At 62.1% G+C, this 26,178-nt stretch carries 25 protein-coding genes; 17 read left to right on the forward strand and 8 right to left on the reverse strand.

All coding sequences use genetic code 11. The annotated features are described in order from the left end of the window. Positions 1 to 2: 2 nt before the first annotated feature. From WBQ96_RS14435 to WBQ96_RS14445, 3 genes are all read right to left on the reverse strand, one after another. A complete protein-coding gene (locus tag WBQ96_RS14435; RefSeq protein ID WP_336550680.1) occupies positions 3 to 1,022 on the reverse strand; it encodes an aldose epimerase family protein in 1,020 nt (339 codons plus the stop codon). 161 nt (positions 1,023 to 1,183) lie between these two features. After that, complete coding sequence (locus WBQ96_RS14440; protein WP_336550679.1) at positions 1,184 to 2,641, reverse strand: NAD-dependent succinate-semialdehyde dehydrogenase; 1,458 nt, start codon at positions 2,639 to 2,641, stop codon at positions 1,184 to 1,186. Between the two features lie 191 nt (positions 2,642 to 2,832). Then, on the reverse strand, positions 2,833 to 3,783 hold the full coding sequence (locus tag WBQ96_RS14445; RefSeq protein WP_336550678.1) for an AEC family transporter: 951 nt from the start codon (positions 3,781 to 3,783) through the stop codon (positions 2,833 to 2,835). 116 nt (positions 3,784 to 3,899) lie between these two features. Here WBQ96_RS14445 and WBQ96_RS14450 point away from each other — a divergent pair, with 116 nt between their 5' ends. The 7 genes from WBQ96_RS14450 to WBQ96_RS14480 all read left to right on the forward strand — a co-directional run bounded on the left by WBQ96_RS14450 (position 3,900) and on the right by WBQ96_RS14480 (position 9,709). Then, the gene (locus WBQ96_RS14450; RefSeq protein WP_336550677.1) at positions 3,900 to 4,454 is read left to right on the forward strand and encodes a histidine phosphatase family protein; all 555 of its coding nucleotides are present in this window, start codon (positions 3,900 to 3,902) and stop codon (positions 4,452 to 4,454) included. A 136-nt stretch (positions 4,455 to 4,590) separates the two neighbouring features. Then, positions 4,591 to 4,875 (forward strand): acyl carrier protein, encoded by a 285-nt coding sequence (locus WBQ96_RS14455; protein WP_091912840.1) that lies wholly within the window; start codon positions 4,591 to 4,593, stop codon positions 4,873 to 4,875. A gap of 43 nt (positions 4,876 to 4,918) precedes the next feature. After that, positions 4,919 to 6,109 carry a beta-ketoacyl-ACP synthase gene (locus WBQ96_RS14460; protein WP_336550676.1) on the forward strand — a complete coding sequence of 397 codons (1,191 nt, stop codon included), beginning with the start codon at positions 4,919 to 4,921 and terminating at the stop codon, positions 6,107 to 6,109. Positions 6,110 to 6,126: 17 nt separating this feature from the next. After that, positions 6,127 to 7,398 (forward strand): beta-ketoacyl-ACP synthase, encoded by a 1,272-nt coding sequence (locus tag WBQ96_RS14465; RefSeq protein ID WP_336550675.1) that lies wholly within the window; start codon positions 6,127 to 6,129, stop codon positions 7,396 to 7,398. A 30-nt stretch (positions 7,399 to 7,428) separates the two neighbouring features. Further along, complete coding sequence (locus WBQ96_RS14470; protein ID WP_336550674.1) at positions 7,429 to 8,457, forward strand: zinc-binding dehydrogenase; 1,029 nt, start codon at positions 7,429 to 7,431, stop codon at positions 8,455 to 8,457. A 33-nt stretch (positions 8,458 to 8,490) separates the two neighbouring features. Beyond that, on the forward strand, positions 8,491 to 9,471 hold the full coding sequence (locus tag WBQ96_RS14475) for a lipid A biosynthesis lauroyl acyltransferase (protein ID WP_336550673.1): 981 nt from the start codon (positions 8,491 to 8,493) through the stop codon (positions 9,469 to 9,471). Positions 9,472 to 9,538: 67 nt separating this feature from the next. After that, complete coding sequence (locus tag WBQ96_RS14480; protein ID WP_336550672.1) at positions 9,539 to 9,709, forward strand: hypothetical protein; 171 nt, start codon at positions 9,539 to 9,541, stop codon at positions 9,707 to 9,709. 26 nt (positions 9,710 to 9,735) lie between these two features. On the opposite strand, the gene WBQ96_RS14485 is transcribed toward WBQ96_RS14480, so the two are convergent. From WBQ96_RS14485 to WBQ96_RS14500, 4 genes are all read right to left on the reverse strand, one after another. Continuing rightward, the gene (locus tag WBQ96_RS14485) at positions 9,736 to 10,662 is read right to left on the reverse strand and encodes a dimethyl sulfoxide reductase anchor subunit family protein (RefSeq protein WP_336550671.1); all 927 of its coding nucleotides are present in this window, start codon (positions 10,660 to 10,662) and stop codon (positions 9,736 to 9,738) included. Positions 10,663 to 10,666: 4 nt separating this feature from the next. Further along, positions 10,667 to 11,434, reverse strand: coding sequence for a 4Fe-4S dicluster domain-containing protein (locus tag WBQ96_RS14490; protein WP_336550670.1), 768 nt, complete (start codon positions 11,432 to 11,434; stop codon positions 10,667 to 10,669). After that, entirely contained in the window at positions 11,431 to 14,280 is a 2,850-nt protein-coding gene (locus WBQ96_RS14495) for a molybdopterin oxidoreductase family protein (protein WP_336550669.1), read from the reverse strand. The genes WBQ96_RS14490 and WBQ96_RS14495 overlap by 4 nt, the downstream gene beginning before the upstream one ends. A gap of 148 nt (positions 14,281 to 14,428) precedes the next feature. After that, complete coding sequence (locus WBQ96_RS14500; protein ID WP_336550989.1) at positions 14,429 to 14,842, reverse strand: L,D-transpeptidase; 414 nt, start codon at positions 14,840 to 14,842, stop codon at positions 14,429 to 14,431. A gap of 325 nt (positions 14,843 to 15,167) precedes the next feature. On the opposite strand from WBQ96_RS14500, the gene WBQ96_RS14505 reads away from it, so the two are divergent. The 8 genes from WBQ96_RS14505 (at position 15,168) to WBQ96_RS14540 (ending at position 24,575) form a co-directional block, all read left to right on the forward strand. Beyond that, positions 15,168 to 16,769 carry a flavin monoamine oxidase family protein gene (locus WBQ96_RS14505; RefSeq protein ID WP_336550668.1) on the forward strand — a complete coding sequence of 534 codons (1,602 nt, stop codon included), beginning with the start codon at positions 15,168 to 15,170 and terminating at the stop codon, positions 16,767 to 16,769. A 5-nt stretch (positions 16,770 to 16,774) separates the two neighbouring features. Further along, entirely contained in the window at positions 16,775 to 17,233 is a 459-nt protein-coding gene (locus WBQ96_RS14510) for a c-type cytochrome (protein WP_336550667.1), read from the forward strand. 65 nt (positions 17,234 to 17,298) lie between these two features. Next, positions 17,299 to 17,799, forward strand: a complete 501-nt coding sequence (locus WBQ96_RS14515; RefSeq protein WP_336550666.1) for a RidA family protein — start codon at positions 17,299 to 17,301, stop codon at positions 17,797 to 17,799. A gap of 113 nt (positions 17,800 to 17,912) precedes the next feature. Further along, on the forward strand, positions 17,913 to 19,190 hold the full coding sequence (locus tag WBQ96_RS14520) for an acetylornithine deacetylase/succinyl-diaminopimelate desuccinylase family protein (RefSeq protein ID WP_336550665.1): 1,278 nt from the start codon (positions 17,913 to 17,915) through the stop codon (positions 19,188 to 19,190). Positions 19,191 to 19,368: 178 nt separating this feature from the next. Then, a complete protein-coding gene (locus WBQ96_RS14525) occupies positions 19,369 to 20,850 on the forward strand; it encodes an ABC transporter substrate-binding protein (RefSeq protein ID WP_336550664.1) in 1,482 nt (493 codons plus the stop codon). A 172-nt stretch (positions 20,851 to 21,022) separates the two neighbouring features. After that, the gene (locus WBQ96_RS14530; protein WP_336550663.1) at positions 21,023 to 21,970 is read left to right on the forward strand and encodes an ABC transporter permease; all 948 of its coding nucleotides are present in this window, start codon (positions 21,023 to 21,025) and stop codon (positions 21,968 to 21,970) included. Beyond that, a complete protein-coding gene (locus tag WBQ96_RS14535) occupies positions 21,967 to 22,839 on the forward strand; it encodes an ABC transporter permease (protein WP_336550662.1) in 873 nt (290 codons plus the stop codon). The genes WBQ96_RS14530 and WBQ96_RS14535 overlap by 4 nt, the downstream gene beginning before the upstream one ends. Further along, positions 22,836 to 24,575 (forward strand): ABC transporter ATP-binding protein, encoded by a 1,740-nt coding sequence (locus WBQ96_RS14540; RefSeq protein ID WP_336550661.1) that lies wholly within the window; start codon positions 22,836 to 22,838, stop codon positions 24,573 to 24,575. The genes WBQ96_RS14535 and WBQ96_RS14540 overlap by 4 nt, the downstream gene beginning before the upstream one ends. Positions 24,576 to 24,605: 30 nt before the next feature. Here WBQ96_RS14540 and WBQ96_RS14545 read toward each other — a convergent pair whose 3' ends face one another. Then, on the reverse strand, positions 24,606 to 25,037 hold the full coding sequence (locus WBQ96_RS14545; protein WP_165113034.1) for a tellurite resistance TerB family protein: 432 nt from the start codon (positions 25,035 to 25,037) through the stop codon (positions 24,606 to 24,608). Between the two features lie 106 nt (positions 25,038 to 25,143). Between WBQ96_RS14545 and WBQ96_RS14550 the strand changes: the two genes are divergently transcribed. Both WBQ96_RS14550 and WBQ96_RS14555 read left to right on the forward strand, forming a co-directional pair. After that, on the forward strand, positions 25,144 to 25,929 hold the full coding sequence (locus WBQ96_RS14550; protein WP_165113032.1) for a TSUP family transporter: 786 nt from the start codon (positions 25,144 to 25,146) through the stop codon (positions 25,927 to 25,929). Between the two features lie 51 nt (positions 25,930 to 25,980). Next, entirely contained in the window at positions 25,981 to 26,151 is a 171-nt protein-coding gene (locus WBQ96_RS14555) for a hypothetical protein (RefSeq protein WP_091912345.1), read from the forward strand. Positions 26,152 to 26,178 lie beyond the last annotated feature (27 nt).

The raw sequence follows: 26,178 nt of genomic DNA on the forward strand, positions 1-26,178 counted from the left end.
GATCAGCCTGCCCGGAACCGGTATTCTGTCACCTGCCGGTAGGTTTCCCCCGGCCGCAGCACGGCCTGTGGGAAGTACGGCCGATTGGGCGAATCCGGCCAGGTCTGTGCCTCAAGGCACAGACCTGAATAGGCCTTGTAGCGGCGTCCGCCGAGCCCCTTGGCTTCGGGCGCGACGAACTGACCGATATAGAGCTGGATGCCTGGCTCAGTCGTCCAGACCTCCATCTCGACGCCCGAGGAAGCGCCTTGCAGCCACGCAGCCTGTTTTAACGGCCCACGCGCCGCGGCAAGGCAGAAATTGTTGTCGTAGTCGATCTGCGCCTCACCCTTGGTGGCGCACAATGGGCGGGCCTGCCGGAAATCGAATTGCGTGCCTTCGACTGGCTGCACAACCCCAGTGGGGATGAGTTTCTGATCCACCGGAAGATAGGCAGCAGCGCCGAGCATCAGGCGATGATCGAGAATGTCGCCGCTGCCGCCATTGTCGAGATTGAAATAGGAATGCTGCGCCAGATTGCACAGCGTCGGCTCGTCGCTGGTCGCCGTGAGTTCGACCGAAAGTGTGCCGGACCCCTTGATGCGATAGGTGCAGCGCGCGTCCAGTGAACCAGGAAAGCCCATCGCGCCGTCGGGATCGTGCAGGCCGAGCGTGACGAAATCCCGCCCATTATCAATCACATCCCAGACTCTGGTGAAGTACCCTTCCGAGCCGCCATGCAGGCCATGCGCCTCGGGCTTGCCCTGATCGATCTGGAAACGCTTGCCATCAAGCATGAAGCGCCCGTCGCGGATGCGGTTGGCATGACGCCCGGCTATGGCGCCGAAGTAACCGGGCGATGCGAGATAATCCTCGAAACGCTCAAAACCGAGCACCAGCGGCGCATCGTGATCGGCCAGGCGCAGGTCCTGAACGACCGCGCCCCAGGTGATGATGTTTGCCGTAAGCCCGCCCGAAGCGATCGAAAGCCGCTGAACAGGCTTGCCGTCGCCCGTTGTGCCGAAGACTTCGCCGTTCGCCATATCCCCTCCGATCAGGCACGAATCCGGCCGCCTGGATGGCTATGCCAGACAAGCGCTCTAACAAACAACCCCAGAAACCGGAACCGGTTTCTGGGGTTGTCGATCGATTTCAATTATCGAGGCACCATGCGTCCCATCGGACGGTCAATGCCTGACGCAGATCAGAGGCCGAGGCCGCCGATGCAGACATATTTGGTGTCGAGATAGTCATCCATGCCCTGATGGCCACCTTCGCGGCCGAGGCCCGATTCCTTGACGCCGCCGAACGGCGCTTCCGGTGTGGTGATCAGGCCTTCATTGACGCCGACCATGCCGTATTTCAGGCCTTCCATCACGCGGAAGGCGCGACCCAGATCGCCGGTGTAGAAGTAGGAAGCGAGACCGAATTCGGTATCGTTGGCGAGCGCCACGCCTTCTTCTTCGGTTTCGAACTTGAAGACGGGTGCGACGGGACCAAAAATCTCGTCCTTCATGAACTTCATTTTCGGCGTGGCGTTGGCAATGACGGTCGGCTGGAAGAAGGAACCGCCCAACGCATGGCGTTTGCCGCCGGCAACGACCTTGCCGCCATTAGCGGTCGCGTCCGCGATGAATTCCTCGACCTTCTCGACAGCCTTTTCGTCGATCAGCGGGCCCTGCTGCACGCCGGCCTCCAGGCCGGGACCGACCTTGAGGTTGTTGGAGGCAGCGGCCAGTTTCTCGACGAACTTGTCATAGATGCCTGCCTGCACAAAGAAGCGGTTGGTGCAAACGCAGGTCTGGCCCGAATTGCGGAACTTCGCGGTGATGGCGCCTTCGACCGCGCGGTCGAGATCGGCATCGTCGAAGACCAGGAACGGCGCGTTGCCGCCGAGTTCCATCGAAACCTTCTTGACCGTCGAGGCCGACTTCTCGATCAGCATCTTGCCGACCTCAGTCGAGCCGGTGAAGGTAATTTTCTTGACCAGCGGATTGGCGCAGATCTCGTCGCCGATCTCGCCTGCCGAGCCGGTGATGATGTTAACGACGCCCTTCGGGATGCCGACTTCTTCGCACAGCGCACCCCAGGCAAGACCGGAGTAAGGCGTCTGCGAGGCAGGCTTGACCACCGCGGTGCAGCCGGCGGCGAGTGCGGGTCCGATCTTGCGCGACAGCATCGAGGACGGAAAATTCCACGGCGTGATCGCGGCGATGACGCCGACGGGCTCCTTGGTTACAAGGATGCGGCGGTCTGCCCATGGCGACGGCACGACATCGCCATAGGCGCGGCGTGCTTCTTCGGCGAACCACAGCACGTAAGCCGCCGACGAACCGACTTCGCCCTTGGCTTCGGTCAGCGACTTGCCCTGCTCGAGCGTAAGCAGTTCGGCAAGTGCGTCCTGATTATCCATGATGGCGTCATGCAGCTTGCGGAGCCACTTGGAGCGCTCGAGCGCCGAGGTCTTGCGGAAGGTCTTGAAGGCCTCGCTGGCAGCCTCGATGGCGCGGCGAGTTTCAGCAGCGCCAGAGCGCGGAACGGTGCCGATCTTGAGGCCCGTCGCCGGGTTGATCACGTCGATGGTGTTGCCGGAATCGGCCTGCACCCATTCGCCGTTGATGAGGTTTGCCTGCTTCATGAAGTGGCTGGTTTTCTGCAACATCGTTCTCGCCTCTCGTGCAGCGCGTCAGAGCACGCTGATCCTCTGGAATTCGATGAACCGGACGAACGCAGCGCCCGGCGGGCCGTCGTGTCTGGCCTTGAATATAGGCTCGATCGACGATCGCGCCACCTCTTACCTTAGGGAGTGCTGCTGGATCAATCGCCTTGGCCCATGGACCGAGTGGTCCAGCGCTATCCGAAAACTATCTGGGCGATCGTCAGCCACAGCGCCGTTGTAACGACGGCGCAGGCAGTGGCGATGGTCATCTGGTTCGAGGCAAGCGCCTGCCCGGTGCCGAACTGGGTGGCAATGAGGTAGGAGTTGACGCCAGCCGGCAGGCTGGCAGTCGCAACTGCCACCTTCGCAGTCAGCGGTGGCAGTCCAAAAAGCCAGGCGGCGCCGAGCGCCACTGCGGGCATGAGAAAGAGTTTCAGCGTCGAAAGGACGAGCGCGGGTCGGACATTTCCCGAAATGCCGAACTTGCGCAGGCCAAGCCCCATCGAGAACAAAGCAATCGGGCCGGCAATATCAGCCAGTGCGTCGATCAAATGAGCCGCAAGACTAGGCAGCGGCGCGCCAGTTATGCGCCACACCAGACCTGCAAAAATGCCGACTATCAGTGGATTCTTGTAAAGCCTGCGCAAAAAATGACGAACCGCCCGCCATGGATGGACACGCCCATCTTTCTTTTCGCCGAAAACCTCAAAGAGGATGATCGAGGCGGCAAGCATTGTCGGCAGATGCACCGAGATGATCAGAGACAATATCTCAAAACCCTCCTGCCCGAACACGCCGAGCATGAACGGAATGCCAAGCAGAAGAACGTTGGAAAAGGACGCGGCGACGCCGCCAACGACGCCAGCCTGGGAATCGCGGCCGAATATTCTGGTCATAACGAGATGGCCGGCAGTCCAGACGACCGCCACCGCTGTAAAATATGTCGCCCAAAGCGCCCATGGCGCCGAGCCATGGAAATCGGCACTCACCATCGTGCGGAACAACAGGATCGGCAGAGCGACCCCGACCGCGAACTGCGAAAGCGCGTCGCCCACCTCAGACTTCAAATAGCCGGTCAGCCCGGCGAGATAGCCGAGCGCGACAAGTCCGAATACGAAAAGGACGGTTTCGACGAGAGGAGACATTTTTTCCGTGATAGGCGAGCGAAGGCTCTAGCGCAATCGCCACCGACATCTCGCCCGGCTTGCCTTTCATGATGGTTTCGCATCCCTATATCCCTCTTGTGGGGTTAGGGTTACGCATGCAGAAATTCGTCATCGCCTTGTTTTTATTGTTTTCGCTATCGTCGGCACAAGCCACGGAAGCGGGCTGGGCATTGCTGCGCGACGGCGGCCATGTCGTGCTTCTTCGCCACGCAATGACGCCCGGAACCGGCGAGCCAACCAGTTTCGACATCGAGAAATGCGGCACGCAACGAAATCTGTCGGATCGCGGCAAGCAGCAGGCGCGCAAGATCGGCGCACTTTTCGCAGCCCGCGCCGACACCACCGACCGCGTATTGTCCAGCCGCTACTGCAACGCGCTTGAAACCGCCCGCTTGGCGTTCGGCGACCGTATCGTCGAACCCTTCGCCGCACTCGACCGCCCCACCCCGGATGGTTCAACGCTCAAGGCACAGGACGAGGCGGTCATGCAGGAAATCCGCTCATACAGTGGCTCTGGCAACCTTATTCTCGTCACACATCTGGAAAATATCACCGCACTTACCGGCGGGCCAGCGCGAGAAGGCGAGGCCGTGATCGTGCGCCCGGAGGGTGAGGGACTGCATATTCTGGGGCGAATCGTCTTCAATTGATGGCATGGGAATTGCTCATGCTTCCCCTGCGCCTAGCCGGTAAAGGCCGATTTGGTCTTTTCCTGCCCGGAAAAACGGATTAGAGAGCCGAACAAACATGCGCGGATGGAATCCGCCCGCACTTGAAGGAAAAGCCGTGTCCACGACATTCGAGAAAGTTGCCAAGATCATCGCCGACACGAGCGAGATCGACATCGACACCATCACCCCGGAAAGCCACACGATCGACGATCTAGGCATCGACAGCCTTGATTTCCTCGACATCGTGTTCGCGATCGACAAGGAATTCGGCATCAAGGTGCCGCTGGAAAAGTGGACGCAGGACGTCAATGACGGCAAGGCATCCACCGACGAATATTTCCTGATGAAGAACCTCTGCGCCAAGATCGACGGCCTCGTCGCGGCAAAGGCAGCAGTCTGACCCCCTTGACGGGGACAGGCCGCCCGACCGACAACAACCGCCCATGAGCGCACACGACGTCGTCATCACCGGTATCGGCCTTGTCTCTTCGCTTGGCGAAGGCACCGATGCGCATTGGCAGAAATTGACCGCAGCCGGCGCTGAGCCGGTTGTCGATTCGTCGCGCTATGCGCCTTATTCCATCCATCCCCTGCCGGAGATCGACTGGGGCCTGCAGATCGCCAAGCGCGGTGACCAGCGCCAGATGGAAACCTGGCAGCGGCTCGGCACCTATACGGCCGGCCTTGCGCTGGACGACGCCGGTATCAAAGCCGATGAAGCGCTCTGCGCGACCATGGACATGGTGGTGGCTGCCGGCGGCGGTGAGCGCGACGAGACGGTCGACAACGCCATCCTCGCCGCTTCCGAAAGCCGCAACGACCGCGACGTGCTGCTCAACGAAAAACTGACGACCGAACTGCGCCCGACGCTGTTCCTGGCGCAGCTTTCCAATCTGCTCGCCGGCAACATCTCCATCGTCCACAAGGTGACCGGCTCGTCCCGCACCTTCATGGGCGAGGAAGGTGCTGGCGTCTCGGCCGTGGAAACGGCTGCGGCGCGCATCCGCTCGGGCCAGTCGACTCACATGCTGGTCGGCGGCGCATTCCAGACCGAGCATTCCGACATGCTGCTCGGCTACGAACTCGGCGGCTATCTGCATCGCGGCCCGTGGAAGCCGGTATGGCAGCGCGATGGTTCGGAAGGCGGCGGCGTCGTCAGCGGATCGGGTGCTGCCTTCCTCGTGCTCGAATCACGCGAACACGCCAAGGCGCGCGGACGCCATATCTACGCACAGCTCGGCCCGGTGATTTCCGGCCGTGCCCGGCGCAGCAAGGAAGACCTCGCCGAGATCGTCGGCGCGATGCTTGAAAAAACCGCCCTGCTGGTCGGCCCGTTGCTGACCCTATCGGGCGCATCGGGTGCGCATGCCGCGACAAAGGCCGAGAAGGCCGCATTCGAAAAGAACGCCGCCCTCGCCGCGCGTGCCTTCGGAACGCTTACGGGCCACATGAAGGAAGCGCAGTTTCCTTTCGCCGTTGCACTGGCAGCGCTCGCCATCGACCGCAAGGCCGCCTACCCGGCCTTTGACGCGACGGTGGAAAAACCTTTCGAAGGAATTCCGCACACCGTTCTGGCAACGGCGGTCGGCTATCACTATTTCGAGGGCATGGCGCTCGTCGCCGCTTCTGATTGAACCGCCGGGAAACGGACATGGCTAAATACAACGACCATCTCGGCAGGCCGATCGTCGCCGTAACCGGCATTGGCGTTGTCACCTCGCTTGGCGTCGGCAAGGCCGACAACTGGGCAGCACTCACCTCCGGCCGCTCCGGCATTCACCCGATCACGCGCTTCCCCATCGATCATCTCAACACACGCATTGCCGGCACCGTCGATTTCCTGCCGTCGAGCGACAAGGGCGCCAGCGCCCTGACCTATGAGCTGGCCGAGACCGCCGGCCGCGAGGCGATCGCGGAATCCGGCCTCGACCCCGATGATTTCGGCGGCCCGCTGTTCCTCGCCTCCCCGCCGGTCGAACTCGACTGGCGCGAGCGCTTCTCGCTCTACAACACCGGCACGGAAGGCAGCGCCTCCGACCGCCTGCTGACGGTTGCCCGCAACCTGCCGACACTCGACATTTTCGAAACCTCGCAGTTCGGCTCGATCGCAGCCCGCCTCGCAGACGAATTCGGCACGCGCGGCCTGCCGATCACGCTATCGACCGCCTGCGCCTCTGGTGCGACCGCGATCCAGCTCGGCGTCGAAGCGATCCGGCGCGGCGAATGCGACCGCGCGCTGTCGATCGGCGCGGATGGCTCGGTTACCGCCGAAGCGCTGATCCGCTTCTCGCTGCTGTCGGCCCTGTCGACGCATAACGACATTCCCGAAAAGGCATCGAAGCCGTTCTCCAAGGATCGCGACGGCTTCGTGATCGCCGAAGGTTCGGCAGCCCTCGTACTCGAATCGCTCGAAAGCGCGCTGGCGCGCGGCGCGACCGTGCTCGGCATTCTGCAGGGCTGCGGCGAAAAGGCCGACGACTTCCACCGCACCCGCTCCAAGCCGGACGGGTCGCCGGCGATCGGTGCGGTCAAGGCGGCACTTTCCGATGCAGGGCTTGGCGAGAACGGCATTGCCTACGTCAACGCGCACGGCACTTCGACGCCGGAAAACGACAAGATGGAGCATATGTCGCTTTCGACGGTCTTCGGCGAGCGCATGCGCTCCATGCCAATCTCGTCCAACAAGTCGATGATCGGCCATACGCTGTCTGCCGCCGGCGCCATCGAGGCGGCATTCTCGCTCCTGACGATGCGCGAAGGCGTCATCCCGCCGACGATCAATTACGACAATCCCGACCCGGCGATCGAACTCGATGTCGTGCCGAACAGGAAGCGCGATGCCGAGGTCGCCACGGTGCTTTCCAATTCCTTCGGCTTCGGCGGCCAGAACACCTGCCTTGTCATGGCGCGGGAACCGGTCTAAGCGACGCCTTCAACATTTGAAGGACCGCCGATGCGCGCATTGCAACTCGTCGAGGATCGCAAACTCGAAACCGTGGATATCGCACCGCCGCCGGCACCGGCGCTCGGCGAGGTCACGCTGCGCATCAAGGCCGTTGCGCTCAACCACATCGATGTCTGGGGCTGGCGCGGCATGGCGTTTGCCAAGCGCAAGCTGCCGCTGGTCGTCGGCGCCGAAGCGTCGGGCGAAGTCGAGGCCGTCGGCCCCGGCGTTTCGAACCTTGCACCGGGTCAGCTCGTCTCGATCTATGGCGCGCGCACCTGCGGCCTCTGCCGCCCCTGCCGCGAAGGCCGTGACAATCTCTGCGAGCACGTTTCCGGCGTGCATGGCTTCCATCTCGACGGTTTTGCGCAGGAGAAGATCAATCTGCCGGCGCGCCTGTTGGTCCCTGCCCCTCCCGGCGTCAGCGATATCGGCGCGGCGGTCGCTCCCGTCACCTTCGGCACGGTCGAGCACATGCTGTTCGACAACGCCAGGCTCCAGCCCGGCGAGACGATCCTCGTCCATGCCGGCGGCTCGGGCATCGGCTCTGCCGCGATCCAGCTTGCCAAGAAGATGGGCTGCACGGTCATCACCACCGTCGGCTCCGACGACAAGATCGAGAAGGCGAAGGCGCTCGGCGCCGATCACGTCATCAACTACCGCGAGGACCGTTTTGAGGGCGTCGTGCGCAAGCTGACGAAGAAGAAGGGCGTCGACGTCGTCTTCGAGCATGTCGGCAAGGACACGTGGGCCGGATCGATGTTTAGCCTGAAGCGCGGCGGGCGCCTCGTCACCTGCGGCTCTACCTCGGGCGTTTCGACAGAAATCAACCTGATGATGCTGTTCCAGCAGCAGTTGAAACTGCTCGGCTCCTTCGGCTGCCGCATGGAAAACATGGCTGATGCCATGCAGAAGATGGCCGCCGGTCTGGTCGCGCCCGTGATCGACACGGAAGTCGATTTCGATTCCATCGACGCTGCGTTGAAGCGCATGGAAGGCCGCGATGTGTTCGGCAAGATCATCCTGCGCGTCAATTGATGCAGTCACTCAAGCTACAGGCCCGGTGAGACCGTGAAAGCCTTTCTCTACCGCCTGTCGCAACGGCTGAAGATGGCCAATTACTGGCTGGTTGCGCAGCTTGCCAAGGCGCTGCTTTCCATCCTGCGCCTGCTGCCCACCGACAAGGCGCTGAATTTCGCCGACCGCGCCGGCCGCCGTGTCGGCCCGCTGGTCGGGCGTCATCAGGTCGCGCTCGACAATCTGCGCCAGGCCTTTCCGGAAAAGTCCGAAGAGGAAATCAGCGCCATTGCGCTCGACATGTGGGGCAACATGGCCCGGCTGGCGGCGGAATACATCTTCCTCGACCAGCTCTTCGACTACGATCCGAAAGCCACGGAACCCGGCCGCGTCGAGGTGCAGGGCGAGCGCATTTTCGAGCACATTGCGGCAGAGCAGAGACCGCATATCCTGTTCACCGGCCATTTCGGCAATTTCGAGCTGCTGCCGATCGCGGGTGCTACCTTTGGCATGAAGGTGACGGCGCTGTTTCGGCCGCCCAACAATCCCTACGTCGCCGACTACATCCTCTCGACGCGGCGCTCGACCATGGGCGACCTGCTCGCTTCCAAGACGGGCGCGTCCTTCACGCTGGCCCGCATCCTGGAAAACAACGGCACCATCGGCGTGCTCGTCGACCAGAAATTCACGCGTGGTCTGCGCACGACGTTTTTCGGTCGCGAGTGCGAGACAAGCCCGCTGCTGTCGAAACTTGCGCGGCAATATGATTGCGACGTTTACCCTGCCCGCTGCATCCGCCTGCCGAACAACCGGTTCAAGCTGGTTATCGAGAACAAGCTCGAACTGCCGCGCGAAGCCGATGGTTCCGTCGATCTGACCGCCACGGCTCAGCTCGTCAACGACGTCGTCGAGCGCTGGGTGCGCGAGGACCCCGGCCAGTGGATGTGGTTCCACAAGCGCTGGGTGCTGTCGAAGAAGAAGCGTGGCCGTGGACGCAAACAGGCACCTGCCCAAACGCCGAACACGTCCGCGTGATAGAGGTTTTCCGGTCGTAACAAAGTCGGATTTCAGCCGTTCATATTTCGTGATAATGAGAATGGCTATGGAAAACCGCACGGAAAAACCTCAGACTACCTCCGCAGGAGCGGCACTCTGGACCCCGTGGGGCATCCAGCACCGCCCCGAGCGCAACGCGCAGAAGCTTGCAATTCAACGGCTGATAAAGCGCCTCGCCGCGCTCAACAGACGCGGCAAGCTGAAACCGGCCGGATAGGTCCGCACGAAAGGCAGCCTCCGCCTTCAACCGCCGTAGTAATTCATCACCGCATGCCGGGCTTCCGCAAAAAACAGCCAGCGCTCCGTAAGCATGCCAAGCGCGTGCACTGCGACGGCAAGCGTAGCAACGAAGGCGGTGAGCGGACCGCCCTCCGCACCAGTCAGCAGCAAGCCGAGAAACAGCACGGCAGGAATTACACCCCCCGCAATCAAGGCGACAAACCAAAGCTTGGCCGCATGCTTGCGCGCGACCTTGAAGCCCATTTCGCTGGTCAGGTAGTTTTCCGTGACATGCGGCCGCTCGAACAGGCGAACATGGCCGATATTGCCGAGACCCGTCGCGCTTTCGGGTGTCGATAGCGGCACCATCCTTTTCATGTGATCACGCCACAGCGCCTTCGCCGCCCAGGCGGCAATCAGGAAGATGATAGCCAGGACCGGAACAAGAACGGTCCTGCCGCTGCCACAGAAGGCAAAGAACCCAGCCAGGACAAAACCGCCGGCAACGGCAAACAGCAGATAGCAGAGCGGCGTCAGCGGCGTGTGCCACGTCTGGACGGATTTCAGCGAAGCGTAGATCATGCCGGTGCAGTAGACCGTCACGAGGCACAGCACCGTGCCGAGCAGGCCGGGAAGCAGCAGATAGCGGCTTTCGAAGATCGCCATCCACGCCGAGAAGACGAGCGGCAGGAAGGTGAGGATAGCCATCACGCCCTCGCGCGACAGCCAGCTCGACCGCCACTGAGACAGCGCCCGCCAGGCGCGCTGCGGATTGCCGAGATGCAGCGTTGAGGACAAGAGCCCGCCGCCGATCAGCGCCAGTGCCAGCACATGGGCGAATTTCGTGGCGATTGCGGCAGGGTCGAGCAGTCCGAGGCCGAGAACGGCAGCGAGGCCGTAGCCAAGGCCGGAAAGCGTCGTGAAGAGGATGATCGAGGGGGCTGGATGCATGAGATCAGATACGGTCCAGCATGCCGTCGAGCCAGGCAAAGAAACCCTTGGCACCTTCGGTATTTTCCGCCAACGGCAAACCTCTCGCACTATCCGCCAGCGATTTTCGCGGGCGCGGCGGAAGGTATTTGTTGACTGGCCGCGTGCCCTGCTCCGGCATCAGGTCCATGCCGCCGCGCTGCGCGACCATGATCGAAACGTCGGATTGCGGATCGGCGATATCGCCGAAATGGCGGGCATTGGCCGGGCATGTGCGCACGCAGGACGGCACGCGGTCCACTTCCTCGAAGGTCTCATTGTAGATGCGGTCGATGCAGAGCGTGCATTTCTTCATGACGCCGGCGGCAAGGTCCATTTCGCGCGCGCCATAGGGGCAGGCCCAGGCGCAGAGCCCGCAGCCGATGCACTTGTCCTCATCGACCAGCACGATGCCGTCGGCCGAGCGTTTGTAGGACGCACCGGTGGGGCACACGGTGACGCAGGGTGCATCCTCGCAATGCAGGCAGGATTTCGGGAAGTGCACGATGCGCGCATCACCCGCCTCACCGACGAGTTCGCCGCCTTCCGGCATCACCTCGAATGTATGCACGCGGTTCAGCCAGGCGCCGGAAACGTCGGCACCGTACGGATCCTGATCGGACAGCGCCGAGCCGTAGCCGCCGGTGTTCCATTCCTTGCAACTGACGACGCAGGCATGACATCCGACGCAGACGTCGAGGTCGATGACGAGCCCGAGTTTCTTCGGCGTCGAGTGCGCGGGCAGCATGGTCATTTCGCCCACTCCTGTCCGTAGCGCAGTTCCTCGACATGGACATGCGCCCTGCCCGGCTCCGATACAGCCGGAAAATGCGGCTCGCTGATCTGCGCCTTTTCCGCCTTCTCGATGCGCACGCGCAGATCGTACCAGGCCGCCTGCCCGGTGACCGGATCGGAATTCGACCAGCGCATGCCGTCGCCCTTCGGCGGCAGAAGTTCGTGGATCAAGTGATTCATCAGGAAGCCTTTTTTGGCTTCCGGCGCGTCCTCGTCCAGCCCCCAGGCGCCCTTGCGCTTGCCGATGGCGTTCCAGGTCCAGATCGTCGAGGAATTGACCGCCTCCATCCGCGCGATCTCGACCTTGATGCGCCCGTGATGCGAAATGACCCAGACCCAATCGCCATCCACAAGTCCATGCTCGTCGCAGATCGGCCCCGGCACATAGAGCGGGTTGCGGGTATGAATCTGGCGCAGCCAGGCGTTCATCGAGCCCCAGGAATGATACATCGCCGCCGGCCGCTGGGTGATGGCATGGTAGGGGTAGGTATCGCGGTTGACCAGCGCTTCCTCGAAAGGCCGATACCAGTCGGGCAGCGGCGTAAAGCTGTCCAGAATGCGCTGGCGATGCGTTTCCGGCGCAAACGGCGCGCGCAGGCCCTCGGCGGACAGGCGGAACTTCTGCAGCGGCTCGCTGTAGAGCTGGAACGTCACCGGCTGCGGCGTGTCGAAGAAGCCCATGCGCACGGCAAAATCCTGATAGGCCTGGTTCGCATGCTTGAAGAACTGCGCTTCGAGCGGGATATGCGCCGAGAAGAACGAGCCGTTCTCGATGTAGCGCTTGAGCTGGTCGGGATTGGCGGCCCCACGCCCTGCCTTGTCGCCATTCAGGCCGCGAAAGCCGGCGAGCGGCCCAATGCCCGGACGGCGCTCGTGGCGCACGATGTAGTCGGCGTAATCCTTGTAGATCGCCGTGCCGCGCGAATCGACGAAGGCCGGCAGCTTCAGCCGTGCGCCGAGATCGATAAGCACGCTCTGGAACCCGCGCACGTCACGGTCCGGCTCGACCACCGGCCAGCGGATGGCGTCCTGCACGGCGTCGGGCTCGGAGATCGGCCGGTCGAGCAGCGAAATACAGTCATGCCGTTCGAGATAAGTCGTGTCGGGCAAAACGAGATCGGCATAGGCGACCATTTCGGAAGCATAGGCGTCGGAATAGATGATCTTCGGTATGCGGTATTCGCCGGTCTCCGGGTCCTTGTCCTCCAGCATCTTCATGACGCCGGCGGTGTTCATGGAGGAATTCCAGGCCATGTTGGCCATGTAGAGGAACAGAACGTCGATCGGATACGGATCGCCGGCATGGGCATTGGCGATGACCATATGCATCAGGCCATGCGCGGAAATCGGCGCGTCCCATGAAAACGCCTTGTCGATGCGCGTCGGCTTACCCTCGGCGTCGATCAGCAGATCCTCCGGCCCGCGCGGGAAACCGAGATGCGGACCCGACAGCGGCTTGGCCGAGCCGAAATGCTCGGCCTTGCCATGCGGTGTCGGATGCGCTTCCAGCGGCTTCGGATAAGGCGGCTCGAAGCGGAATGCGCCGGGGCAATCGACAGCACCTATCAGCACCTGCAGCATGTGCAGCGCGCGCGCTGTCTGAAAGCCGTTAGAATGGGCCGAAAGGCCGCGCATGGCATGGAACGATACCGGCCTGCCAACGAAATGATCATGGCGTTCGCCGTGCACATCGGTCCACGGCTGCTCGATGGTGATTGCCTCGTCGAAAGCAACGCGGGCGATCTCGGCAGCAAGGCCGCGAATGACATCGACCGCCACCCCGGTTTCGACAGACGCCGCTTCCGGCGCATATTTCGGATCGAGATATTTTTCGGCCAGAAGCTGGAAGGACGGCACGGCAAAACGCCCGTCCGGAAGCTCATGCCGGCCTGACAACGCCGGTCGTGCGCCTTTCGTGCCGACGGGCACGGCGCGCTCGGTGACCGTTTCGAAGATCAGCGGCTTGCCATCGGCATCGCGCGCGAACAGGCCATGCTCGGCAGTGCCGGGTGCATCGATGACCAGCCAGGGCGCATTGGAGTAGCGGACGAGGTAATCGACATCGATCCTGCGCGCTTTCAGCAGTTCGTGCACGACCGCAAGGATCAGCAGCCCGTCCGTGCCGGGGCGGATGCCGATCCAGTTGTCGGCGACCGCCGAATAGCCGGTGCGCACGGGATTGACCGAGACGAAGCGCGCGCCGTTCTTCTTGACCTTGGCGATGCCCATCTTGATCGGATTGGAATCGTGGTCTTCCGCGACCCCGAACATGACGAACAGCTTGGTCCTGTCCCAGTCCGGCGCGCCGAACTCCCAGAAGGCGCCGCCGATGGTCATGATGCCGCCCGCTGCCATGTTCACTGAGCAGAAGCCACCGTGGGCTGCATAGTTCGGCGTGCCGAATTGCTGCGCCCAGAAGCCGGTGAGCGACTGCGACTGGTCGCGCCCAGTGAAGAAGGCGAGCTTCTTCGGATCGTCGTGGCGCACGCCGTCGAGCCAGCCGGTGGCGATGGAGAGCGCTTCTTCCCACGAGATTTCCTGGAATTCGCCCGAACCACGCGGGCCGGTGCGCTTCAGCGGCGCACGCAGCCTTGCCGGCGCATAGTGCTGCATGATGCCGGCCGAACCCTTGGCGCAGAGCACCCCGCGATTGACCGGATGGTCGCGGTTGCCCTCGATGTAGCGGATCTTGCCGTCCTTGATGTGCACATTGATGCCGCAGCGGCACGCGCACATGTAGCAGGTGGTCTTGCGGACCTCGTCGGCAACGGGTGTCGATAGCGCAAGACGCGGCTCGGATGTCATCGGCAGTGCTCCTCTGCCGATTCCTACAGAGCACGCGCCTGAAATGAAATGCCCGAAGGCGTCATTTCACGGCAATTTTCGTCTAGACATAAACAACATGCCGCAAAGTGATTGCGGGATATGGTCGGAACTTGGAATATCGAATCGATCAGTTGGTGACGATGATCCGCGTGTTGCCTGGGCCCATTTCCCTGACCAGGGAATAGAACTGCGCCGCATTCGATGTCGCCAGACGCACGCAACCATGCGATGCGGGCCGTCCGAGTTGCTTGACGTAGCCGGTTCCATGGATGGCATAGCCGCCGCGGAAGAATACCGAATAGGGCATCGGCGACATCTCGTATTTGCGCGAGTACCACATGCGGTGCATGCGCGTCGGCCGCCAGCTTCCGCGCGGCGTGGAATACCCCCTGCGCGCGGTCGATACTTTCCAGGTGTGGATCACACGGCCCTGTTTACTGACCGTCATCGTCTGCGACGAAACACTGACCCTGGCCACAAGATTATCCGCCATGGTCTGAACTGGCGTACCAGAAAGAATCAGCGTAATTGCGAAAATCATTGCTTTGTACATGTGAATAGCCCCCTTCTTTTCGAGGCTTTACAGCTCGCAACTCAAGAAGACTGTGAAATTCTATACACGGGGTAAATTTGCTGTGGCCAATACGTCACAGCAACGATACAACCCGACAGTCTTGCGAGCAGCAGTCCCGCGGTGCTGCCAAAATTGCGCCAGAACCCTTGGACCATTGCTCCATCGGGAGTGCCTCCGTTGACACTTGGAGTCATCGGCATAGGTTCATCCCTGCGACTGGAGCGGACCAATCGCACTCCAGTACGAAACGGCGCGACTGCCTGTGCAAGCCGCCGCCACGGAGGGATGAAAAATGCAACAATATTCCCAACTTACCGGCTTGAGCCGGCGCAAACTGCTATCCCTGATCGGCATGACAGCCGGCAGTGCGGCCATGTATCAGGCCATGACCAGCATGGGGCTGGCGAGTGAGTCCGGCTACAAGGGGCCAGTCAAGCTGGAAGGCGACCCGAAGGGAGCCTCGGTGCTTATCCTGGGTTCGGGACTTGCCGGAATGACGGCCGCGCTCGAATTGAGGCAAGCCGGCTACAAGGTGCAGATACTTGAATATAACGCCCGCCCCGGCGGCCGTAACTGGACTATCCGCGGCGGCGACAGTTTTACCGACATCGCCGGTGCGACGCAGAAATGCGAGTTCGACGAAGGGCTTTACGTCAATCCGGGCCCGTGGCGCATCCCCTATCACCACAACGGCCTGCTCGCCTATTGCAAGCGGCTTGGCGTGACGTTGCAGCCTTTCCAGCAGATCAACCACAACGCCTTCCTGCATTCAACGAAAGGCTTCGGCGGCAAGCCGCAGCGCATCCGCGACATCAAGACGGATTTCCAGGGTCACGTCTCCGAACTGCTCGCCAAGGTAACCCAGAAGGGCAAGCTCGAAGGCGACGTCACCAAGGAAGACCAGGAAATGCTGCTCGAAGCGCTCAAGTCGTGGGGCGCGCTCGACAGCGACTATTCCTACAAGCAGAGCCTGCATACGAGCGAATATCGCGGCTATGAGAAAGACCCCGGCGGTGGCCTTACCGCGGTTCCGGTGCCCGGCAAGCCGATAGATCTGTCGGACATACTGAGCTCAGGCCTCTGGGGTAGCCTGGAGAACTTTGCGCTTTATGAGTTCCAGACGACGATGTTTCAGCCGGTCGGCGGCATCGACATGATCGGCAAGGCCTTCGCCAAGGAAGTCGGCGACCTCATCACCTACAATGCCAAGGTCACCAAGATCGCGCAGGACGACAAGGGCGTCACCGTGACCTATGAGGACACGCAGAAGCCCGGCACGACCCAGCAGGCCAGCGCCGACTGGTGCGTCTGCACGATCCCGCTGACCATCCTCAGCCAGATCGAGATCAATGTCGGCGCGCCGATGCAGGCGGCGATCGAGGCGGTGCCCTATGCCTCCTCGGTCAAGGTCGGGCTGCAGTTCAAGCGTCGCTTCTGGGAAGAGGACGATTTGATCTTCGGCGGCGTCAGCTACACCGACCTGCCGATCACGCAGATTTCCTATCCCAGCACCGACTTCAACAAGGCCGGCAAGGGCGTGCTTCTCGGCTGCTACACCTGGAACGGGCCGAATTCCTACGAATTCACCTCGATGTCGCTGGAAGAACGGGTCAAGCGCGCGGTCGAATACGGCTCGCAGATCCATCCGCAATACAAGGATGAGTTCGAGAACGGCGTCTCCTGGGCATGGCACCGGTCGCCCTTCACGCTGGGCTGCGCCGGCGACTGGACCGACGAGGCGCGCAAGGAGCACTACGAAAACCTGTGCAAGATCGACGGGCGCATCGTGCTAGCCGGCGAACACGCATCCTACATCCCGGCTTGGATGGAGGGCGCGATACTGTCCTCGCTGGATGCGATCACCCGGTTGCATCAACGCGTGGTTGCGGGGTGATGGCCATGACGATCCATCCCTCTCCCCTCAATTCCGGAAGGCATGTCATCATGACCACGCAATCTTCCCGGCCGCTCGGCCGCCTCGCCGCCACCGTGGCATTCAGCCTGTTCGCCGTTTCGGGCGCGCTTGCCGATTCGGCAGGGGTCACCTTCAGCTCCGGCAACAACTTCACCGAAAAGACCGGTGAAGAACTCTACGCCAATGTCTGCGCCGCCTGCCACATGAGCGAAGGCCAGGGCGCGGTCGGCGCCGGCCATTATCCGGCGCTGGCCAAGAATGCCAATCTGGAGTCCAGCGGCTATCCCATCTACGTGCTGTTGAACGGTCTGAAGGGCATGCCCCCGGTCGGCAAGATGATGGACGACGATCAGATCGCTGCCGTGGTCAATTATGTCAGGACCAATTTCGGCAACGACTACAAGGATGCTGTGACGGCTGCGGACGTCGCCGGCACCCGATAATAAACGAGAGGCGGCGGAATTCTGTCTTCCGCCGCCTCTCCAATTACCGAATGAAGGAGAATGCGATGAAAAAGATGCGGATCGGCGCCGCCACGCTTGTGGCTGGCTTGGTGATTGCGGGAAGCGCGCTGGCGGAAGATGTCGTGCGCCACAAGATACCCAATTCCGACTTCCCGATCGCCCAGGCCGTCGAAGTGCCGGCAGGCAAGACGACCGTCTATGTCAGCGGCGCGGTGCCGTCGGTCGTCGATGAAAAGGCCGAGAAGGGCTCGCTGGCCGCCTATGGCGACACCAAGACCCAGACCGAAACAGTGCTGAAATCCATCGAGAAGACCCTCACCGGCCTCAACCTGAAAATGAGCGACGTCATCAAGATGCAGGTGTTCCTCGTCGGCGATCCGGCCAAGGACGGCAAGATGGATTTCTCAGGCTTCATGGAAGGCTACACCCAATTCTTCGGCACCAAGGAACAGCCGAACCTGCCGACGCGCTCGGTGTTTCAAGTTGCCGGCCTCGCAGCCCCGGGTTTCCTGGTGGAGATCGAGGTGACGGCGGTGCGTCCGTAAAAGCCTTTCCACCGCTCCGGTCCGCCGGAGCGGTTTTTCCTTCCTCGACTTCACGCAAGCGATGCGCAACACTGGATGCGATCATCAAAAAGGTTCCGGTTCGCGTCGCCCGCATGAATGAAAAGCTGCTGAAAACAATCGAGGGCCGGGTCGACGATCTTGTCGAACTCACCGCCGACCTGATCCGCTTTCCGACCATCAACCCGCCCGGCGAGGCCTATCGCCCCTGCGCCGAATATATCGGCGAACGGTTGAAGAAACGCAGCTTCGGCGTTGAATATATTCGCGGCGAAGGCACGCCGGGAGATACCGACCGCTATCCGCGCGTCAATGTCGTCGCCCGTTTCGACGGCCGCAGCCCCGGCCCGACCGTGCATTTCAACTCGCATATCGATGTGGTCGAGGCCGGCGAAGGCTGGACGGTCGATCCCTTCGCCGGCGTGGTCAAGGACGGGCGGGTCTATGGCCGTGGCGCCTGCGACATGAAGGGCGGACTGGCCGCATCGATCATCGCGGTCGAAGCCTTCATGGATGTCTACCCCGACTTTCCCGGCGCGATCGAGATTTCCGGCACGGTGGACGAGGAATCGGGCGGCTATGGCGGCGTCGCCTATCTCGCCGGCAAGGGCTATTTCTCCAAGCCGCGCGTCGATCACGTCATCATTCCCGAACCGCTCAACAAGGACCGCATCTGCCTCGGCCATCGCGGCGTGTGGTGGGCGGAAATCGAGACCAAGGGCGAGATCGCGCACGGTTCGATGCCGTTCCTCGGCGACAATGCCGTGCGCCATATGGGCGCCGTGCTGCAGGCCTTCGAGGGCGAGCTGTTCCCCGCACTCGACCGCAAGCAGACAAAAATGCCGGTGGTGCCGGAAGGCGCGCGGCGCTCGACCATGAACATCAATTCCATCCATGGCGGCCAGACCGAGGATTTCCGCCCCGGCCTGCCCTCGCCCAACGTGCCTGACTGGTGCCGGCTGACCATCGACCGGCGCTTTCTGCTGGAAGAAAACATCGCCGAGGTGAAGAGCGAGGTTACGTCGATCCTCGATCGGCTGAAGCGCGAGCGGCCGAAATTCGACTACGACATACGCGACATCATGGAAGTGCAGCCGACTATGACCGAGCGCGATGCGCCGGTGGTGAAGGCCATAGCGCAAGGCATCCATGAGATTTTCGACCGCGAGCCGGACTACGTCATCTCCCCCGGCACCTACGACCAGAAGCACGTCGCCCGCATTGGCCATATCTATGACTGCATCGCCTACGGCCCCGGCATTCTCGACCTCGCCCATCGTCCCGACGAGTGGGTCGGCATCGAGGACATGGTGCAATCGGCCAAGGTGATGGCGATCGGTCTCGACCTGCTGCTACGCGGCAAGGCGCGTTGATTTTTGCGCGAATTGCCGCCGCGATGGTTTTGAAAGGAAAAAAGATTTCCGTTTGAGGCGTTCGCCAGCAACAAACGTGATTTACTCGGCTGCGAATTCACGCTTCTATCCGTCGATTTCGAACGAACGGGAACCGGTTCGACCGGCAGACAACTGAGGGCAATGGGAGTTGGCGACGATGAAATCCTGGAAGACGATCCTGGCGGCAGCAGCACTCGCGCTGGCTTCAAGCACGGCGGCAATGGCCGCGCGCACCGATCTCGTGCTCGGCGTGGTCCTTGAGCCGCCGCATCTCGACCCGACGGCGGGTGCTGCCGCAGCCATCGACGAAGTCGTCTACGCCAACGTCTTCGAAGGTCTGACTCGCATCGGCTCCAAGGGCGAAGTGCTGCCTGACCTCGCCGAAAGCTGGACCGTCTCCGACGACGGCAAGGTCTATACCTTCAAGTTGCACACCGGCGTGAAATTTCATGACGGCACCGACTTCAACGCCGACGACGTGAAATTCTCGCTCGACCGCGCCCGCGCCGAAAATTCGACCAATGCGCAGAAGACCCTGTTCGCTGCGATCGACACGGTGGAAGTCGTTGATCCGGCAACCGTGAAGGTGACGCTGAAGCAGCCGCAGGGCTCCTTCCTCTACAATCTCGGCTGGGGCGACGCGGTAATCGTCGCGCCGGAATCGGCGGAAACCAACAAGGAAAAGCCGATCGGCACCGGGCCGTTCAAATTCGAAAGCTGGGCTAAGGGTTCTTCGATCAAGCTCGTCAAGGCTGACGGCTATTGGGGCGATCCCGTATTCCTCGACAAGGCCGAGTTCCGCATCATCCCCGATGCCGCAGCCGCAATCCCTGCCTTGCTTTCGGGCGACGTTCAGGCGTTCCCCAACATGCCGCTCGGCGATGGCCTGCCGCAGATCCAGTCCGATCCACGCTTCAAGGTGGTGATCGGCTCGACGGAGGGCGAAACCATCCTGTCGATGAACAACAAGAAGCCGCCCTTCGACAATCTCAAGGTGCGTCAGGCGATCTCTTATGCGCTCGACCGCAAGGCGATCATCGACGGCGCCTCGAACGGTTTCGGCACACCGATCGGCTCGCATTTCGCCCCGCACAATCCGGCCTATGTCGATCTCACCGGCACCTATCCGCACGATGTCGCCAAGGCCAAGGAACTACTGAAGGAGGCAGGTCTCGAAAACGGCTTCAAGACGACACTGAAGCTGCCGCCTCCCCCTTACGCGCGAGATGGCGGCCAGATCATCGCTTCAGAGCTGCGCGAAATCGGCATCGATGCCGAAATCATCCCGCTCGAATGGGCCGACTGGCTGAAGCAGGTCTTCACCGAGAAGGACTACGACATGTCTATCGTCTCGCACACCGAGCCGAACGACATCGATATCTATTCGCGCAAGGACTATTACTTCAACTACGACAATCCGGCCTTCGATAAGGTCATCGAGGAACTGAACCTGACCTCCGACGAGGCCAAGCGCAAGGAACTCTACGGCCAGGCGCAAAAAATCCTCGCCGACGACGCCGTGGTCGGCTTCCTGTTCGAACTGCCCAAGATCGGCGTCTGGGATGCCAAGGTCGAAGGCTTGTGGGACAATGCGCCGATCCAGGCGACGGATCTGACCAAGGTGAAGTGGGCGGAGTGACCCTCTTACCCTCCCCCTTGCGGGGAGGGTCGGCGAGCGGCCATTGCACAGCAATGGCGGTGAGACGGGGTGGGGGTCTAGACCTTTCACCGTCGTCACCGAGTGTAGCCACCCCCACCCCGCTCCGCTTCGCGGATCGACCCTCCCCGCAAGGGGGAGGGTAAGCCGCACCATGACTGCCTACCTCCTAAAACGCCTGCTGATCGGCATCGCGACGCTCGCAGTCGCCTCTATCGTCGTGTTCTCAATGCTGGAGATCGTGCCGGGCGACCCTGCCCGGCTGATGCTCGGCATGAATGCCACGCCGGACGCGGTGCAGGCGCTGCGCGACCAGATGGGTCTCGACCAGCCGGTGATCGTCCGCTATTTCGAATGGATCGGCGGCTTGCTGACGCTGGATTTCGGCAAGTCCTACACCTATTCGGTGCCGGTCATCGATCTCGTCGCCGAGCGCGTCGTGGTATCGCTTCCGCTAGCCCTGATCGCGCTGACGCTGTCGACGCTGATCGCCATTCCGGTCGGCATTTTCTCGGCCGAACGGCGTGGCCGCGCCGCCGACACCATCTCGATGGGCGCAGCGCAGATCGGCGTCGCGGTTCCCAATTTCTGGTTCGCGCTGCTGCTCATCTACATCTTCGCCGTCTGGCTGCGGCTGGTGCCTGCCGGTGGCTTTCCCGGCTGGAGCGCAGGCGTCTGGCCGGCACTGAAGGCCCTGATCCTGCCCGCGATTGCGCTCGCGCTGCCGCAGGCCGCGATCCTCGCCCGCGTCACGCGCTCAGCCATGCTGGAGGTGCTCGGCGAAGACTATATCCGCACCGCCCGCGCAAAAGGGATGCCGCGCCGCACGGTTCTGTGGCGGCACGCGCTGCGCAATGCGATGATCCCGGTGCTGACCATTCTCGGCCTGCAATTCGCCTTTCTGCTCGCCGGCACGATCATCATCGAAAACGTGTTTTATCTGCCCGGCCTTGGGCGGCTGATCTTCCAGGCCATCACCCAGCGCGACCTGATCGTCGTCGAAAGCGTCGTCATGCTGCTGGTCGCCGTTGTCGTCGTCGTCAACCTGCTGGTCGACCTCTCCTACGCCATCGTCGATCCTCGCCTGAGGACCAACCGATGACGATGCCGGCGACCGAACCAACCAGCCAACCAGAAGCCGGCTTCGTCGCGCAGGCCCTGCGCAACCGCTCCTTCGTGATTGGTTTCGTCATCACCGTGCTCATCGCCGGCATGGCGTTGGTGTCGTTCTTCTGGACGCCCTACGACGTGACGAAACTCATCGTCGCAAACCGCATGCTGCCGCCTTCGGCAACCCATTTGTTCGGCACCGACCAGTTCGGCCGCGACGTGCTGTCGATGATCATGGTCGGCGCGCGCAGTTCGATTGCGGTGGCACTTGTCGCGGTCGGCATCGGCATGGGGCTCGGCGTACCGCTCGGCTGCTGGGCAGCGGCGCGCGGCGGCATCGTCGATGATTTCCTGATGCGGTTCAACGATGTGGTCTTTGCCTTCCCTGCCCTGCTTTCGGCGATCATCATCACGGCCATCCTCGGGCCAAGCGCGACCAACGCCGTCATCGCCATCGGCATCTTCAACATCCCGGTCTTCGCCCGCGTCGCGCGTGCTGGTGCGCTGGCCATCTGGCCACGCGAATTCACCCTCGCCGCGCGCGCCGCCGGAAAGAACAGGACGCAGATCACCATCGAGCACATATTGCCCAACATCGCCAACCTGTTGCTGGTGCAGGGCACGATCCAGTTCGCGCTCGGCATATTGGCCGAAGCCGGCCTTTCTTATGTCGGGCTTGGCGTGCAGCCGCCAATGCCGAGCTGGGGGCGCATGCTGTTCGACGCGCAGACGCGCATGATGGTGGCGCCTTATCTGGCGCTGATCCCCGGCTTTGCCATCGTCATCACCGTCCTCGGCCTCAACCTGCTCGGCGACGGCATCAGCGACATCATCGACCCCAAACTGCGGCGGCAACGATGAGCCTGCTGGAAATCGAAAACCTGTCGCTGTCGATCGGCAACACCCCGATCCTTAGGAATATCGACCTGACGCTCGGTGCCGGCGAGGTCATGGGGCTGGTCGGCGAATCCGGTTCCGGCAAATCGATGACGGCGCTGACCATCATGCAGCTTCTGCCGCAGGCAGCTAGCGCGCAGGGCAAGGTCCGCTTCGATGGCATCGATATCCTTGCGGCGACCGAAGACCAGATGTGCGCCCTGCGCGGCGACGATATCGGCATGGTGTTCCAGGAGCCGATGACCGCGCTGAACCCGGTCAAGACGATCGGCGAGCAGGTCGCGGAAGGCATACGCTGGCACACCGGCGCGAACCGTGCGGAAGCCGAAGAACGCGCCCGAAAAATCCTCGACCGCGTCGGCCTGCCCGAGGCAAAATTCCCGCTGTCGCGCTATCCGCATGAACTGTCCGGCGGCCAGCGCCAGCGCGTGGTCATCGCGATTGCCTGCGCGCTGAAACCAAAACTGCTAATTGCCGACGAGCCGACCACCGCGCTCGATGTCGTTTTGCAGGCTCAAATCCTCGACCTGCTGCGCGATCTGGTCAATGAGAACCGCATGGCCCTGCTGCTGATCTCGCACGATCTGGCCGTCGTCACCGAAATGGCCGACCGCATCACCATCATGCGCCATGGCGAGGTGATGGAGGAAGGCGACACGGCGCGAACGCTGTCGGAGCAGTCGCATCCCTATACGCGCCAGCTTGCTTTGGCGTCGATGCACGTGCCAGTGCGCCGTCCCTTCTCCCCCCTCGAGGGGGGGATGTCGCCAAAGGCGACAGAAGGGGTTGCATCAGGAGGAACCGCCCATACGCCGAGCACTGCCGAGGTAACCCCCTCTGGCCGCTCCGCGGCCATCTCCCCCTCAAGGGGGGAGAGAGCGCCACTGCTCTCCGTCGAAAATATCACTCGCGACTATCCCGGCAGGCGCACATCCTGGCTCCGCAAGCCGGAACCGGTCCGTGCCGTGAACGACGTTTCGTTCTCTATGAAACTGGGCCAGTCGACCGCGCTGGTGGGACGTTCCGGCTGCGGAAAATCGACGCTTGCCCGCATGATCCTGGCGCTCGACAAGCCGACCGCCGGCGCGATCCGCTTCATGGGCGAGACGCTGACGGGCAAGGACGAGGCCCAGCTGAAACCGGCGCGCCGCAACATGCAGGTGGTGTTTCAGGACCCCTACGGCTCGTTTAATCCCCGCCACAAGGTGGAGCGGCTGGTGGCCGAGCCGTTGCATGTGCTGGAAAGACAGCCCGAGGCCAAAGAGCGGCGAGAACTGGTCGCCCGCGCGCTGCATGAAGTCGGCCTGAAGCCGGCCGATATGGACAAATATCCGCACGAATTTTCCGGCGGCCAGCGCCAGCGCCTGTCGATCGCCCGCGCCATCATCACCCGGCCAAAGCTGGTCGTGGCGGACGAGCCGGTGTCGGCGCTGGACGTATCGATCCGCGCGCAGATCCTCGATCTCTTCGCCGACCTCAACCAGCGGCTCGGCGTCGCCTACCTCTTCATCACGCACGACCTATCGGTCGCCCGCGCCATCACCGACGAGGTCATGGTCATGCATGAGGGAAAAATCGTCGAGCGCGGCAGGACGGGTGAGGTTCTCGACAATCCGCAGTCGGAGGCCGGAAAGGCGCTCGTTGCGGCAACGCCGGATTTGCGCCGGGCGATTGCGAAGAGATTGCAGGAACAGGGGTGAGCGGGCGGATGAAACTGGGCGACCCGCGTCTCACCCCTCCGGTTTCACCACGTCCACCGGGCTGATCCCCAGCATATCCAACGTGCGCCGCAGCAGTCGCACTTCGTTTTCCGCTAGCTGGTGGTCCGCCTTGGCAATCTCGGCCATATGGCGGGCCAGCAGCTTGCGCCGTTCGATATCCAGGTCGCGGAACAGCGCCACGGCCTGCGCGCCGGTGGTCTCGTAGCCATAATCGTTGAGATATTCGACGACCGCATCGAGGCTATCGCCCCCGATGCCGAAGGATTCCTCGCAGATGCGGCGGAACACCACCATCTCGCTCTCGCTGACAGTGCCGTCCGCGAGGATCATTCGAAACAGCAGAAGCAGTTCCGCCGACAGCACCGGATCGTCGGCAACCTTGCGGACACCGGGGTCGCCCTCGAAGAGATTGCGTATTTGCGTCAGCAAGCTGGCAGCCATGGAATCCTCGTTTCTCTCCCTCATGACGATGAGTAGCGTGAAATCCGCCTTGCGCAAACGGGTCTCCTGTGGTCGAAGCGGTTAATTCTTCCCACCAGCCAATCCCATGTTCGACATTGCTTCCGAAACAATCGCGCTTCTTGCTGCGGCGGCCTTCATTGCCGGCTTCATCGATTCGATCGCCGGCGGCGGTGGGCTGATCACCATCCCGGCGCTGTTGCTGGCCGGTTTCTCGCCGATCGAGACGCTCGGCACCAACAAGCTGCAAGGTCTGTTCGGCACGGGCTCGGCCACGATCACCTACGCCGCCAAGGGACATGTCGACCTGAAAAAGCAATTGCCGTCGGCGTTGCTGGCCTGTCTCGGCAGCGTTCTTGGGGCCCTTCTGGCAACCGTCCTGCCCAGCGACCTGCTGCGTCTCGTATTGCCCATCGTGTTGATTGCAATCGCGCTTTATTTTGCGCTGAAGCCGAATATGGATGATGTCGACCGCGTGCAGCGCCTGACGCCCTTCCTGTTCGGGCTGACGATCGTGCCGGCAATCGGCTTTTATGACGGCGTTTTCGGCCCCGGGACCGGCTCTTTCCTGATGCTTTCCTTCGTAGCACTGGCCGGCTACGGCATGCTCAAGGCGACGGCGCATACCAAGCTTCTCAACTTCGCGTCGAACATCGGCGGCTTTGCCGTGTTTGCAGTTGTCGGCGTTGTCTCGTGGAAGATCGGGCTGATGATGGGCGTCGCGCAGTTTCTCGGCGCGCGTGTAGGCGCCAGCCTGGCGATCAAGAGCGGTGCGAAGCTGATCAAACCGCTATTGGTCCTGACCTGCATAGCGCTCGCGATCAAGCTGCTGGCGGACCCGACCAACCCACTGCGGACGATGTTTGGTGTCTGAGCGCCCAGAGGTTACACTCTCATTGCACGAATCATGCGGAGGGAGACAACCATGAATCTCAGTGCGCCCACCCAAATCGTTTTCCTGATTTCACTCGTGATCGCCGTAATCGGTGTCATAGCCGCGCTCGGTGTTCTTGCGTTCATTCCTCTGGCGTCAGTCTGGATCTTGACCATCGCCTATATCGTCCTTGCGGCAGGCTGCCTGCTGAAGGGCGTCTAGAACTTTTACAAAAGCATCCGGCACATT

It is taken from the genome of Mesorhizobium sp. CCNWLY176, assembly GCF_037153935.1.
Lineage (GTDB): Bacteria > Pseudomonadota > Alphaproteobacteria > Rhizobiales > Rhizobiaceae > Mesorhizobium_M > Mesorhizobium_M zhangyense.

What these genes read in the sequence shown, in the direction of transcription:
- WBQ96_RS14555 (WP_091912345.1), top strand. Translation starts at nt 25,981, where the DNA reads ATGAATCTCAGTGCGCCCACCCAAATCGTTTTCCTGATTTCACTCGTG.
- WBQ96_RS14460 (WP_336550676.1), top strand. Translation starts at nt 4,919, where the DNA reads ATGAGCGCACACGACGTCGTCATCACCGGTATCGGCCTTGTCTCTTCG.
- WBQ96_RS14535 (WP_336550662.1), top strand. Translation starts at nt 21,967, where the DNA reads ATGACGATGCCGGCGACCGAACCAACCAGCCAACCAGAAGCCGGCTTC.
- WBQ96_RS14500 (WP_336550989.1), bottom strand. Translation starts at nt 14,842, where the DNA reads ATGATTTTCGCAATTACGCTGATTCTTTCTGGTACGCCAGTTCAGACC.
- WBQ96_RS14505 (WP_336550668.1), top strand. Translation starts at nt 15,168, where the DNA reads ATGCAACAATATTCCCAACTTACCGGCTTGAGCCGGCGCAAACTGCTA.
- WBQ96_RS14550 (WP_165113032.1), top strand. Translation starts at nt 25,144, where the DNA reads ATGTTCGACATTGCTTCCGAAACAATCGCGCTTCTTGCTGCGGCGGCC.
- WBQ96_RS14480 (WP_336550672.1), top strand. Translation starts at nt 9,539, where the DNA reads ATGGAAAACCGCACGGAAAAACCTCAGACTACCTCCGCAGGAGCGGCA.
- WBQ96_RS14450 (WP_336550677.1), top strand. Translation starts at nt 3,900, where the DNA reads ATGCAGAAATTCGTCATCGCCTTGTTTTTATTGTTTTCGCTATCGTCG.
- WBQ96_RS14470 (WP_336550674.1), top strand. Translation starts at nt 7,429, where the DNA reads ATGCGCGCATTGCAACTCGTCGAGGATCGCAAACTCGAAACCGTGGAT.
- WBQ96_RS14520 (WP_336550665.1), top strand. Translation starts at nt 17,913, where the DNA reads ATGAATGAAAAGCTGCTGAAAACAATCGAGGGCCGGGTCGACGATCTT.
- WBQ96_RS14485 (WP_336550671.1), bottom strand. Translation starts at nt 10,662, where the DNA reads ATGCATCCAGCCCCCTCGATCATCCTCTTCACGACGCTTTCCGGCCTT.
- WBQ96_RS14440 (WP_336550679.1), bottom strand. Translation starts at nt 2,641, where the DNA reads ATGTTGCAGAAAACCAGCCACTTCATGAAGCAGGCAAACCTCATCAAC.
- WBQ96_RS14540 (WP_336550661.1), top strand. Translation starts at nt 22,836, where the DNA reads ATGAGCCTGCTGGAAATCGAAAACCTGTCGCTGTCGATCGGCAACACC.
- WBQ96_RS14525 (WP_336550664.1), top strand. Translation starts at nt 19,369, where the DNA reads ATGAAATCCTGGAAGACGATCCTGGCGGCAGCAGCACTCGCGCTGGCT.
- WBQ96_RS14490 (WP_336550670.1), bottom strand. Translation starts at nt 11,434, where the DNA reads ATGACCATGCTGCCCGCGCACTCGACGCCGAAGAAACTCGGGCTCGTC.
- WBQ96_RS14435 (WP_336550680.1), bottom strand. Translation starts at nt 1,022, where the DNA reads ATGGCGAACGGCGAAGTCTTCGGCACAACGGGCGACGGCAAGCCTGTT.
- WBQ96_RS14510 (WP_336550667.1), top strand. Translation starts at nt 16,775, where the DNA reads ATGACGATCCATCCCTCTCCCCTCAATTCCGGAAGGCATGTCATCATG.
- WBQ96_RS14515 (WP_336550666.1), top strand. Translation starts at nt 17,299, where the DNA reads ATGAAAAAGATGCGGATCGGCGCCGCCACGCTTGTGGCTGGCTTGGTG.
- WBQ96_RS14465 (WP_336550675.1), top strand. Translation starts at nt 6,127, where the DNA reads ATGGCTAAATACAACGACCATCTCGGCAGGCCGATCGTCGCCGTAACC.
- WBQ96_RS14445 (WP_336550678.1), bottom strand. Translation starts at nt 3,783, where the DNA reads ATGTCTCCTCTCGTCGAAACCGTCCTTTTCGTATTCGGACTTGTCGCG.
- WBQ96_RS14495 (WP_336550669.1), bottom strand. Translation starts at nt 14,280, where the DNA reads ATGACATCCGAGCCGCGTCTTGCGCTATCGACACCCGTTGCCGACGAG.
- WBQ96_RS14545 (WP_165113034.1), bottom strand. Translation starts at nt 25,037, where the DNA reads ATGGCTGCCAGCTTGCTGACGCAAATACGCAATCTCTTCGAGGGCGAC.
- WBQ96_RS14530 (WP_336550663.1), top strand. Translation starts at nt 21,023, where the DNA reads ATGACTGCCTACCTCCTAAAACGCCTGCTGATCGGCATCGCGACGCTC.